The 11721-nt window shown below is 66.8% G+C and carries 9 protein-coding genes; 5 read left to right on the top strand and 4 right to left on the bottom strand.

Features of this window, described 5'->3' with window-relative positions:
• Positions 1 to 64 precede the first annotated feature (64 nt).
• Complete coding sequence (locus tag KYC_RS27305) at positions 65 to 1294, top strand: nucleoside recognition domain-containing protein (protein WP_008168653.1); 1230 nt, start codon at positions 65 to 67, stop codon at positions 1292 to 1294.
• 55 nt (positions 1295 to 1349) lie between these two features.
• Here KYC_RS27305 and pyk read toward each other — a convergent pair whose 3' ends face one another.
• Positions 1350 to 2792: a pyruvate kinase gene (gene pyk / locus KYC_RS27300; RefSeq protein WP_008168651.1), complete on the bottom strand. Its 1443-nt coding sequence runs from the start codon at positions 2790 to 2792 to the stop codon at positions 1350 to 1352.
• A 105-nt stretch (positions 2793 to 2897) separates the two neighbouring features.
• On the opposite strand from pyk, the gene KYC_RS27295 reads away from it, so the two are divergent.
• Positions 2898 to 4040 (top strand): glycerate kinase, encoded by a 1143-nt coding sequence (locus KYC_RS27295; protein WP_008168649.1) that lies wholly within the window; start codon positions 2898 to 2900, stop codon positions 4038 to 4040.
• A gap of 111 nt (positions 4041 to 4151) precedes the next feature.
• Here KYC_RS27295 and rsmA read toward each other — a convergent pair whose 3' ends face one another.
• Genes rsmA through KYC_RS27280 form a run of 3 tightly spaced genes read right to left on the bottom strand, consistent with a single transcriptional unit; the run spans position 4152 to position 8926 of the window.
• Complete coding sequence (rsmA, locus tag KYC_RS27290; protein WP_008168648.1) at positions 4152 to 4943, bottom strand: 16S rRNA (adenine(1518)-N(6)/adenine(1519)-N(6))-dimethyltransferase RsmA; 792 nt, start codon at positions 4941 to 4943, stop codon at positions 4152 to 4154.
• An 18-nt stretch (positions 4944 to 4961) separates the two neighbouring features.
• Entirely contained in the window at positions 4962 to 6548 is a 1587-nt protein-coding gene (locus KYC_RS27285) for a peptidylprolyl isomerase (protein WP_043519395.1), read from the bottom strand.
• Entirely contained in the window at positions 6545 to 8926 is a 2382-nt protein-coding gene (locus KYC_RS27280) for an LPS-assembly protein LptD (protein WP_043519394.1), read from the bottom strand. Before KYC_RS27280 ends, KYC_RS27285 begins: the two co-directional genes overlap by 4 nt.
• A 168-nt stretch (positions 8927 to 9094) precedes the next feature.
• Between KYC_RS27280 and KYC_RS27275 the strand changes: the two genes are divergently transcribed.
• From KYC_RS27275 to KYC_RS27265, 3 genes are all read left to right on the top strand, one after another.
• Positions 9095 to 10135 (top strand): aminoglycoside phosphotransferase family protein, encoded by a 1041-nt coding sequence (locus KYC_RS27275; protein ID WP_043519393.1) that lies wholly within the window; start codon positions 9095 to 9097, stop codon positions 10133 to 10135.
• Positions 10135 to 10821, top strand: a complete 687-nt coding sequence (gene murU / locus KYC_RS27270) for an N-acetylmuramate alpha-1-phosphate uridylyltransferase MurU (RefSeq protein WP_008168640.1) — start codon at positions 10135 to 10137, stop codon at positions 10819 to 10821. The genes KYC_RS27275 and murU overlap by 1 nt, the downstream gene beginning before the upstream one ends.
• 147 nt (positions 10822 to 10968) lie before the next feature.
• Positions 10969 to 11667, top strand: coding sequence for a DUF6776 family protein (locus KYC_RS27265; RefSeq protein WP_008168637.1), 699 nt, complete (start codon positions 10969 to 10971; stop codon positions 11665 to 11667).
• Positions 11668 to 11721: the final 54 nt, after the last annotated feature.

The raw sequence follows: 11721 nt of genomic DNA, 5'->3' as shown, positions 1-11721 counted from the left end.
CGACTCTGCGACAATGGGCGTCGCCGCGCTGATGCGCATTCAACCGCTGTCCGGGCACGACCGCATGCTGAACAAACTCTGGCTGGGCTTCTTCCTCACCGCCGCCGCGGCCGCGCTGTACCGCTGGCTGGCCATCGGGGATGCCGAGGTCTTCCGCCAGATGGTCGCCAGCCTGTTCGACATGGCGCGGGTGTCCGTGGATGTGATGGTGCTGCTTTTCGGCACGCTCACCCTGTGGCTGGGTTTTCTGCGCATCGCTGAAGGCGCCGGCCTGGTCGAAAAGCTGGCGCACCTGCTGGGTCCGCTGTTTGCCCGCCTGATGCCCGAGGTGCCGCGCAACCATCCGGCCATCGGCCTGATCACGCTGAATTTCGCCGCCAACGGCCTGGGCCTGGACAATGCCGCCACGCCCATCGGCCTGCGCGCAATGCGCGAGCTGCAGTCCCTGAACCCCACGCCGGAAACCGCCAGCAACGCGCAGATCCTGTTCCTGGTGCTCAACGCGTCGTCGCTGACCCTGCTGCCCGTCACCCTGTTCATGTTCCGCGCGCAGCAGGGCGCGCCCGATCCCACCTTGGTGTTCCTGCCCATCCTGCTCGCCACCAGCGCGTCGACGCTGGCGGGCTTTCTGGCGGTGGCGGCGTGCCAGCGGCTGCGCCTGGCCGACCCGGTCATCATGCTCTGGCTGGGCGGCGCGGCCCTGGCGCTGGGCGGATTCATGGCGCTGCTGGCCAGCATGTCGGCGGCCGCCATCGCGACGCTGTCGTCGCTGATGGGCAACCTGGCGCTGTTCGGGATCCTGCTGGGGTTCCTGGTCGTGGGAGCCTGGAAGAAGGTGCCCGTCTACGAGGCCTTCATCGAAGGCGCCAAGGAAGGGTTCGACATCGCCAAGAACCTCCTGCCTTATCTGGTGGCGATGCTGTGCGCCGTGGGCGTGCTGCGGGCGTCCGGCGCGCTGGATTTCCTTCTGGACGGCATCCGCTGGCTGGCGCAGCAGGCCAGCTGGGACACACGCTTTGTAGACGCGCTGCCCACCGCCCTGGTCAAGCCGTTCTCGGGCAGCGCGGCGCGCGCGATGATGCTCGAAACCATGACGCACTTCGGGGTGGACAGCTTTCCCGCGCTGCTCGCGGCAGTCATGCAGGGCAGCACCGAGACCACCTTCTATGTGCTGGCCGTTTACTTCGGGTCGGTCGGCATCCTGCGCGCGCGCCACGCGGTAAGCTGCGCGCTGATCGCCGACCTGGCCGGCGTGCTGGCCGCGATCGGCGTGTGCTACTGGTTCTTCGGTTGAACCGCCCTGCGGCGCCCCGCGATCTGTACCGCGTCGGGCGCCGGGGTTCTACACGTCAATCCACCAGCAGGATCTTCATCCCGTTGGTGCCGCCGCTGTCGCGGTAGAAGTCGCCCTTGGTCAGGATCACCCAGTCGCCAGTCTGCACCAGGTTGCGCTTGCGCAGTTCCTCGATGGCGGCGTTGCTCAGGTCGGCGGGATCGTAGTCCGACGGCGAGAACGGAATCGTGTACACGCCGCGGAACATCGCCACGCGGTTCTGCGTCAAGCTGTGCGGGCTGTAGCAGTAGATTGGCACGCCCGAGCGGATGCGCGACATGATCAGCGGCGTGTGCCCGCTTTCCGTGAGCGCGATGATGGCCTTCACGCCGGGGAAATGATTGGCTGCGTACATGGCCGCCAGCGCAATGGTCTCGTCGCAGCGCGTGAAGGTCTCGCCCATGCGGTGGTGGGACTTCGTCGTGGTCGGGTGCTTTTCCGCGCCCAGGCAGACGCGCGCCATGGCCTGCACGGTTTCGACCGGGTACTGGCCCGATGCGCTTTCGGCCGACAGCATGACCGCGTCGGTGTAGTCCAGCACCGCGTTGGCCACGTCGGACACTTCGGCGCGGGTCGGCATGGGGCTGGAGATCATCGACTCCATCATCTGCGTCGCGGTGATGACGACCTTGTTCAGGGTGCGCGCGTGCTGGATGATGCGCTTCTGGATGCCCACCAGTTCGGCGTCGCCCACTTCCACGCCCAGGTCGCCGCGCGCCACCATGACGCCGTCGCTGGCGCGGATCAGCGCATCCAGGGCTTCATCGTCGGCAACGGCTTCCGCGCGTTCGATCTTGGCGATGATCCAGGCCTGGCTGCCGGCGGCGGCAAGCAGCGTGCGCGCCTCGTCGATGTCGCTGCCATAGCGCGGGAACGACACGGCCACGTAGTCCAGTTCCATTTCGGCGGCCAGCTTGACGTCGACGCGGTCCTTGTCGGTGAGGCTGGGCGCGGACAGGCCGCCGCCGCGGCGGTTGATGCCCTTGTTGTTCGACAGCGGTCCGCCCACCGTGACGGTGGTGCGGACTTCGTCGCCTTCGACGCGGTCCACCACCAGCACGACGCGGCCGTCATCGAGCAGCAGCTCGTCGCCCACGCGGCAGTCGGTCACGAGCTCAGGGTAGTCGATGCCCACGATGCTGGCGGTGCCGGCATCCTTGGGATGCGCGCGCGACAGCGTGAAGGGCTGGCCGACCTGCAGTTGCACCAGCTTTTCGGTGAAGCGCGCAATGCGGATCTTGGGGCCCTGCAGATCGCCCATGATCGCGACGAAGCGGCCTTGCCTGGCGGCGATCTCGCGCACCAGCCGCGCGCGTTCGCGATGGTCGTCCGCGCTGCCGTGCGAGAAGTTCAGGCGCGCCACGTCCAGGCCCGCGCGGATGAGCGCTTCGATGCGTTCGGGCGATGACGTCGAGGGTCCCAGGGTGGCGACAATTTTTGTGCGGCGCAATACAGGCATGGCGGTCCACTCTCGCAAAATCAACGAAAGCGCTATGGTACGCCGGCCGCGTCCGCACGGGTATCATGGGCATCACGCCAACCTTCAACGAGCCCATCGAATCCCGTGAAAATCGTCATCGCTCCCGACTCTTTCAAAGAAAGCGTTTCCGCGCCCGACGCAGCGGCAGCCATCGCGCGCGGCGTCAAGGCAGCCTTCCCCGGCGCGCACACGGTGTGCGTGCCCATGGCCGACGGCGGCGAAGGCACCGTCGAGGCCGTGCTGGCGGCAACGGGCGGCAAGGAGCTGCAGGTCACCGTGAACGATGCGCTGGGCCACAAGGTCGACGCCGTGTGGGGCCTGCTGGACGATGGCACGGCCGTGATCGAAATGGCCGCCGCCGCCGGCCTGGAACTGATCTCCCCTTCCAAGCGCGATCCCCTGCGCGCCAGCAGCCACGGCGTGGGCGAACTGATGCTGGCCGCCCTGAATGCGGGCGCCAAGCGCATCATTCTCGGACTGGGCGGCTCGGCCACCAACGATGCGGGCGCCGGCATGCTGACGGCGCTGGGCGTGCGACTGCTGGACGCGGGCGGCCACAGCCTGCCCCCGGGCGGCGGCGCGCTGGGGCAGCTTGCCAGCATCGACACACGCGGCCTGGACCCGCGCCTGTCCGGAATCCGCATCGACATCGCGTCCGACGTCGACAATCCCCTATGCGGCCCGCAGGGCGCCTCGCATGTGTTCGGCCCGCAAAAGGGCGCGACGCCGGAACAGGTGCAAACGCTGGACCGGATGCTCGCCAACTTCGCCGACGTGTGCGCGCGGCACCTGGGCGCCGATCACCGCGACGAACCCGGCGCGGGCGCGGCGGGCGGCCTGGGATTCGCCGCCAAGGCGTTTCTCGATGCCCATTTCCGGCCCGGCGTCGAAATCGTGGCCGAACTGGGCGGACTGGCGCAGGCGGTCGAGGGCGCCACGCTCGTTTTCACCGGCGAGGGCCGCATGGATGCGCAGACCCTGCGCGGCAAGACGCCGGCAGGCGTGGCCAAAATAGCGCAGCGCGCGGGCGTCCCCGTCGTGGCGCTGGCCGGGTCGCTGGGCCAGGGCTACGAAGCCCTGCATGCCTGCGGCATCAGCGCCGCCTTCAGCCTGGCTCCCGGCCCCATCACGCTGCAGCAGGCCTTGGCGGACGCCGAACGCCTGCTAACCGAGCGCGCGCGCGACGTCATGCAGCTCTGGATGGCGGCGCAGAAACGCATGCTGTGAATCCGCGCGCAGCGCGACCATCGCGCGGGCGTAGGCCGCATCCCGCAAGCCACGCACGCTGAAACGCAAAAAGGCCCCAAGGGGCCTTTTTTTCATCTACGCGGTCAGTCGTCAATCCCGCTGCAGCGCGCCAGCTTCGACCAGCGCATCCGATAGCCGGATGTACCGGTCCACGGAAATGTCCTCGGCACGCGCGGTCGGCGCGATGTCCAGGGCTTCCCAGGGCACCACGGGCGCCCAGTCCGCCAGCACGCGGCGCAGCATCTTGCGCCGCTGCGAAAACGCGCGCGCCACCACCGTTTCGAAGGCGCGCTCGCTGACCGGCCGCAAGCGGTCCGCCGGCAAGGGCACCATGCGCACGATCGCCGACACCACCTTGGGCGGCGGATCGAAGGCCTCGGGCGGCACGTCGAACAACTTGTGCATGCGATAGCGCGATTGCAGCATCACGGACAGGCGGCTGAAATCGCCCGAACCGGGCTTGGCCACCATGCGGTCGATCACTTCGCGCTGCAACATGAAATGCTGGTCGCGGACGTGGTCGGCCCAGGTCATCAGGTGAAACAGCAGCGGGCTGGAGATGTTGTAGGGCAGGTTGCCCACCACGCGCAGCGCATCGCCGAACTGTGAAAAGTCCACGGTCAGCGCATCGGCCTCGACCACGGTCAGGCGGGAGGCCTCGAACTGCTTGCGCAGGCGCGCCGCCAGATCCCGGTCGATTTCCACCGCGGTCAGATGGTCGATGCGTTCGAGCAGCGGCCGCGTCAGCGCAGACAGGCCCGGGCCGATCTCGACCACGGTATCGTCGCGGGCGGGTGCAACAGCCCGGACGATGGACTCGACAACGCTCTCGTCGGTCAGGAAGTTCTGGCCAAAGCGCTTGCGCGCCTGGTGTTGAGACATGAAAAGCCCGTAATGCGTTTAGCGGTTGTTCTGCTGGATCTGCTGCTGCTTTTCGAGACGGTTGTCCACGTACGCCTGGGCGCGCAGCTGTTCGAGCCAGTCTTCAAAGGCAGGCTGGGCACGGCGCTCGAACAAGGTCTGGCGGGCGCGCATGCGTGCCAGATCGTCGGACGCGTCGTGCTGGCGGCGCTCTTCGACCTGGATGATGTGCCAGCCGAAAGGCGTCTGCACCGGCTGGCTGATTTCACCCGGCTGCAGCGCATTCATGGCGGCCTCGAAAGTCGGCACGGTTTCACCCGGATTCAGCCATCCCAGTTCGCCGCCCTGCGGCGCGGTCGCATCCTGCGAATACTGGCGCGCCATTTCTTCGAACTTGGCGCCGCCGTTCACCAGGCGCTGCCGCACCTGCTCCAGGCGCTGGCGCGCAAGCTCGTCGCTCATGACGGTGGACGTCTTGATCAGGATGTGGCGCGCACGCGTCTGAATCACCTGCGTGGGGCCTTGCTGCGCTTGCGCCTGCGCCTGCGGGGCCGGCTGCGGCGCGGGCTGCGGAGCGGGCGCGCGGGCGGTGCGTGCCGGCGCGGGTTGGGCCATGCCGCGGTCCATCACCTTGATGATGTGGAACCCGTTGCCGCTCTGGATCAGCTGGCTGACCTGGCCCTTCTGCAGATTGCCGACCGCCTTGACGAACAGGTCGGGCCAGCCGTCCAGCGGACGCACGCCCATGACGCCGCCCTGCAGGGCTTCCGGACCGTCGGACGACGCCGCGGCCAGGCTGGCGAAATCGTCGCCGCGCTTGGCTTGCGCCAGCAGGCCTTCCGCCTTCTTGCGCAGCAGCGCCAGTTGCTCGGGCGACGAACCTTCGGGCACGCGCACCAGGATCTGGGCCAGCGCGTACAGCATCGGGCCGGTGGGCGCGGCAGCTTGCTCCGGTGCGGGTTGCGCCTGCGCCTGGGGCTGCTGCTGGGCGGCCTGCGCAGACGCGCCGAATGCCGGATTGCGCTGCTGGTCCTTCAGAAAGGCGTCGACTTCCGCATCGGAAATGACGATGGTGGAGTCCACCGCGCGCTGGCGCAGGCGGTCCGTTCGGATCTCGTCGCGCAGCGACTTGCGGTAGGCGTCCCAGGAAGTGCCGGACTTTTCGAGTTCCTGGCGCAGTTGCGCCGGGGTGATCTTGTTGCGGCTGGCGATGGTCTGGATGGCCTGGTCGACCTGCGCGTCGTCCACCCGGATGCCCAGGCGGTCGGCTTCGTGGCGCTGCACGCGTTCCATGATCAGGCGCTGCAGCACCTGGTGCTGCAGGGACTGATCGTCCGGCACCTGGATGCCGCGGGCCTTCAGTTCACCGGCGACGCGCACGGAGGCGTCGCGCAGTTCGCGCAGCGTGATCACGTCCTTGTCGACGATCGCGGCGATGCCGTCAACGAATTGTTCGCCCTTCGGGGCGGCAGCGGCATTGCTCTGCGCGGCGGGCGCGGCCTTGGCGCCACTGTTCGCGCCGCGGGCAGTTTGCTCGGCCGCGTGCGCGGCGGGCAAGCCGGCGCACAGCGCCAACAACAGCGCATTGCCGGAGAGGCGGCGCAAAGAGTGCAACCTACGCATCATTCATACCTTTCAAATGTGGTCCCGGCGGGCACGGGCGGAGTCACGCGCGTGTAGCCAGGGATGCTTCTGTTCAGCAGGTTCATCGGGTCGGTTCCCAGGGAACCCAGGCCCGTCAGCTCAAGCTGGAAGAACAGCGCGGAATTGGTGTCCGCCGCCGATACGGCATAGCGCTGGTAGACCATGCGGCCCACCCAGCAGCAGTCGCCTTTGTACTCCAGGCCGGCGATAGCCTGCGTCACGCGCGGCGATTCCATCGTGTTGGCCACCGTGCTGGAGGGTCCTGAACGCAAAGAATAATCCACCCGGCCCACGCCGTACCAGCGCTTGCTGAACGGCCATTGGACCGCCAGGCTGACCTGGTTCTGGCCTTGGGGCTGGTAAAACACCCCCGGCTGGGGATCGCGCTGATAACGATACGCCAGGGCGACGGTCGTCAGGCGCTGCGGCGACCAGCGGGCGCTGACAAGCCCGCGCGACCAATTGTTGTCGTAGGGGTTGTACTGCGCCGCGATGTCGGTGCTAAGGGTATCGGTGAGGGCCGCGCTGGCGCCAACCAGAAAATCGGAACGCACGTCCGTGCGCGGGGTTTCCAATGGCAGCGTGACCTTCTGGTCCTCGAAGTACAGCCGTTGCGCCACGCCCAACGACATGCGTTCAAAACCGGTATCCGCATCCAGCCAGCGCGTCGTCAGCGCTGCGGTCAATTGGTTGGCGTTCGCGATGCGGTCCCAGCCGCCGGTGTAGATGTTTTCCTCGAAGGCCTGCGAGAAGCTGAAATCGGCCAGGGAAGTGTCGAACACGGGCAGCTTGGACTGGTCGCGGTAGGGCACGTTCAGGTAATACAGCCGCGGCTCCAGCGTCTGTATCGACGACTTGCCGAACAGCGAGGTCTCGCGCTCGAAGATCAGCCCCGCATCCAGCGACATGATCGGCACCGTGCGCGATTGCGAGCGCGGCAGCCCGTCCGCCGAACCGCCGTTCAGGCCAAGCGCATCAACCCCATACCATTTGGTCTGATATTGGGTGTAGTTGACGCCCACCTTGGGGATGACAAACCAGCCCGGACGGACGATGGGATATGAAACGGTCGGATAAGTCTGAAACCGGTCGCCATCGGGCCTGCGCACCGCGGCGCCGAATTCCGGCATGCTGAAACGCACGGCGGTCGAGGTCCAGTCCACGTCGAAGCCGCCCCAGTCGTAGCGGGCGCCGCGCAGGTAGAGCTCCGGTTCCTTGTCATAGGGAGGCACCAGCGGCGCGTCAGGATCCTGCAGCGTCTGGTACTTGTAGACCTGGGCGTATGCGCTCCAGTACTGGGAAGCCCAACCCACGCGGCCGCGCTGCGGCAGATAGGTGGTGGACGCCTGGTTCAGGCCCAGTTGGGAAATATCCCGGTAGTAATTGTCGTCGGACACCTTGGCGATGTCCCAATCGGCATAGAAGCCATGAGAGAACGTCTGCTGGTGCCGCCACCAGTACATCCAGCGGTCCTCGCCGGTGACATTGTCATTCGGGAGGTAGGTGCCGTCGATCGTGCCCAGGTAGCTGGACCCCAGGTAGCGGAATTCGCCACCCAGCTGCGTGCCGCGCTTGGAAAAGTAGCGCGGCTGCACCGTCAAGTCGTAATTCGGCGCCAGATTGAAATAATACGGAATCGACACATCGAAACCGCCCTGGCTGGTCGTGCCGTAGGTCGGAAGCAGGAAGCCCGACTTGCGCTCACGCTTGACCGGAAAGGTCATGTAGGGCGAGGCCAGAATGGGCACATCCTTGAAGTACAGCACGCCGCCCCGCGCCACCCCTTCGTTCTCGTCGAAATCAATATCGACCGAATTGGCCTTGATGTACCAGGAGGGCTCCGGGCACGGACACCCGCTGTACGTGACCGTATGCAGCCGCATCTGCGACTTGCTGAAAATGTCCGCGTGCTCGGCAACGGCGAAACCGCCCGTGGAGCCCAGCCAGAAATTCGGTTTTTCGACCTGGCCCGAATACTTGTCCACGTTGAACTTGGCGTTCGGTCCCGTTACCAGGGTGCCGTCGCGCATCATGCGCGCGTTGCCCCGGACGTCGACTTCGCCGGTATCCTTGCGGTAGTTGATCTCGTCGCCCTTGATCACCCCGTCGATGCGGCGCACCTGCGCGCTGCCGGTCAGGTTGAGTTCGGAGTCGGGATCGCCCGAAATGCTGTCCGCTTCCATATAAGCGGGGATGCTGTCGTCCGGCAACCGGTGCATACGCAGGCCGGGGGAAGTACGCAATTGCGGGGTCGACGTGGCCGACGGCGCGGTAGCAGCGGCGCCCGGGCTACCTTGAGCCTGGGCGGCTCCGGCGGCGACGCTGACAACGGAGAGGATCAACCACGGAACCTTGCGCACGAATGAAAACAGCCCTTTTTGACCATGGGAGAGCCGGACAAAGGCGCCCGGGCGGGGCCAATGCTAGCGGAAACGAGCCGGTATTATAGAGAAGCCGCGAACAACGCCCAGCCTTAAGTTCGCGGAACCAAATTTTCAGCAATATTGCCCTTCTGACACGGATCTTCCTTGAAAAACGATCACGACCCCCGCTTGGCGCAAGTCCGCGCCTGGCTGGAAGGCCTGCCTCCCGCCCTGAATCTGGCCATCGACACGCTGCGCCCCGCCTCCGCCGACGCCAGTTTCCGCCGCTACTTCAGGCTGGACGCGGGGCAGCGCAGCCTGATTGTCATGGACGCCCCTCCCCAGCACGAAGACTGCCGCCCGTTCCTGCACGTGGACAAGCTGCTGGCCGACGCCGGCCTGAACGTGCCGCAGGTGCTGGCGCAGGACCTGGACCAGGGCCTGCTGCTGCTGTCGGACCTGGGCGAGCAAACCTACTATCAGCGGATCCAGGACGGACTGGACGACCGTCAGCTCCAGGCGCTGTACCGCGAGGCGCTGGCCGCCCTGGTCAAGCTGCAGCAGGCCTCGACTGCCGGACTTGGCGTCTACGACAGCGCCCGCCTCGCCGACGAACTCAAGCTGTTCCCCGAGTGGTACGTGCAAAAGCACCATGGCGCCACGCTGGACGACAAGACCGCCAATGCCCTGGAAAAGATCTTCGCGCTGTTGTCGGCCAGCAATGGCGGACAGCCCCAGGTGCTGGTGCATCGCGACTTCCACTCGCCCAACCTGATGGTCTGCGACCAGCCGCAGTACGGCCCCAATCCCGGCGTCATTGATTTCCAGGACGCATTGGCCGGCCCCATTACCTACGACCTGGCGTCGCTGGTGACCGACGCCAGAACCACCTGGGAAGAACCCCAGCAATTGGACTGGGCCATCCGCTACTGGGAAATGGCGCGGGCCGCCGGCCTGCCGGTCGACGCCGATTTCGCCGACTTCCACCGCGCCTACGAATGGATGGGCCTGCAGCGCAACTTGCGCATCCTGGGCGTATTCGCCCGCCTGAACCACCGCGACGGCAAGGCTCACTACCTGGCCCACATGCCCCGCGTGAACGGCTATGTCCGCCAGGTGGCCCAGCGCTACGGCGTCTTCACGCCGCTGCTGCGGCTGCTGGACCGCCTGGACGACCGCCAGGTCAGCGTCGGATACACGTTCTGATGCGGGCCATGATTCTGGCCGCGGGACGCGGCGAACGCATGCGGCCGCTCACCGACCGCCTGCCCAAGCCCATGCTGCCGGTGGCCGGCAAGCCGCTGATCGTCTGGCACCTGGAACGGCTGGCCGCGGCGGGCATCCGGGACATCGTCATCAACCACGCCTGGCTGGGCCACGAAATCGAGCGCGCGCTGGGCGACGGCGCTAGCCACGGCGTGCGGATCCGCTATTCGCCCGAGCCGTCCGCCCTGGAAACCGCCGGCGGCATCGCTCAGGCCCTGCCCCTCTTGGGCGACGATCCCTTCCTGGTCATCAACGGCGACATCTGGTGCGACTGGGATCCCGCGGCGGCCCGCGACGTCGTGCCGCACGTGGCCCGGGCGGGCGCCTGGCTGCTGCTGGTGGACAATCCCGCGCACCATCCCGACGGCGATTTCTTCCTTGCGGCGGACGGCCGCGTCCACGCGCAGGGAGAACCCCGTTTGACCTTTGCCGGCGTCGGCGTCTACCATCCTTCGTTGTTCGCGGACGTCCCGCGCGGCGCGGCCGCGCCCCTGGCGCCCCTGCTCAGGCAGGCCATGGGCCGGGAGCTTGCCCGCGGCGCACGCCATGCCGGAAGATGGACGGATGTCGGGACCCCGCAGCGGCTGGCTGATCTCGATGCGGAACTCGCCGGCACGGCCCGCTGACGCCCACATATTTCACAATATCAAGGTGCGCAACCAGGCTTGTCTGCGCACGCAACGCCCCCGGCTAACGGGGTATTCTCTGACGCTTTGGCATGCGCCCGCAGCATGCCCACAGGCACACACACAGGAAGTTTTCTAGGAATGGGGATGTTTGGAAGATCGCAACGGGCCGTGTTCAAGCCCTCCGTATACCAGCCGGGCCAACGCACGCGCCGCATGCCGCGCTGGCTTGTGTTGCTGCTGGTTGGCATTGCCCTTGGCGCGGGCGGCGTGCTCTTCCTGCAAACCAACTACGGCCCGCAGCGCCTGACCGTTGAACAGTCCGAACAGCTGCACAGCGAGCTCAGCGCCTCGAACCTCGAACGCCAGCGCCTGCAGACCCAGCTGGAAGAGGCCACCAAACAGCGCGACGCCAACAAGGCCGGCCACGAAAAGCTGACCAGCGACCTGGCCGAAGCGCGCGCCCGCAACGAAACCCTGGACAAAGAACTGGTGCTGTTCCAGGACGCAATGCCGCCCGACCCGCGCGGCGGCAACCTGGGCATCCGCTCGGCCTCGTTCAAGCGCGCCCCCGGCCAGCTCGACTACCAGGTCCTGGTCATGCGTGAAGACCGCCAGGGCGCCCCCTTCAAGGGCACCCTGACCTTCGCCATCGAAGGCGCCTACCCCAATGGCCGCGCCGCGACGATCACGCCGGAAGGGCCTGCCCTCACCGTCGACCGCTACGACTACGCGCTGGGCCAGCTCAAGCTGCCCGACGGTTTCAACCCCAAGGTGGTGGTGCTGCGCGTCATGGACGGCGCCCAGAAGCAGCAGGCGATGCGCATCTATTACGTGCGCAACTGAACGCGCGCCGCCCTCGAAACCCGCCCATCCGGCGGGTTTTTTTACGTCCTCCAA

Source organism: Achromobacter arsenitoxydans SY8 (assembly GCF_000236785.1).
In the GTDB taxonomy this organism is placed as follows: domain Bacteria; phylum Pseudomonadota; class Gammaproteobacteria; order Burkholderiales; family Burkholderiaceae_B; genus Achromobacter; species Achromobacter arsenitoxydans.
Note: the sequence above shows the minus strand (reverse complement) of the source record. Positions and strands in the feature narration are given on the sequence as shown.

Excerpts from the sequence above, each read along its gene's own strand:
- KYC_RS27305 (WP_008168653.1), top strand. The coding sequence starts at position 65 with ATGCTGAACAAACTCTGGCTGGGCTTCTTCCTCACCGCCGCCGCGGCC.
- pyk (WP_008168651.1), bottom strand. The coding sequence starts at position 2,792 with ATGCCTGTATTGCGCCGCACAAAAATTGTCGCCACCCTGGGACCCTCG.
- rsmA (WP_008168648.1), bottom strand. The coding sequence starts at position 4,943 with ATGTCTCAACACCAGGCGCGCAAGCGCTTTGGCCAGAACTTCCTGACC.
- KYC_RS27285 (WP_043519395.1), bottom strand. The coding sequence starts at position 6,548 with ATGATGCGTAGGTTGCACTCTTTGCGCCGCCTCTCCGGCAATGCGCTG.
- murU (WP_008168640.1), top strand. The coding sequence starts at position 10,135 with ATGCGGGCCATGATTCTGGCCGCGGGACGCGGCGAACGCATGCGGCCG.
- KYC_RS27265 (WP_008168637.1), top strand. The coding sequence starts at position 10,969 with ATGTTTGGAAGATCGCAACGGGCCGTGTTCAAGCCCTCCGTATACCAG.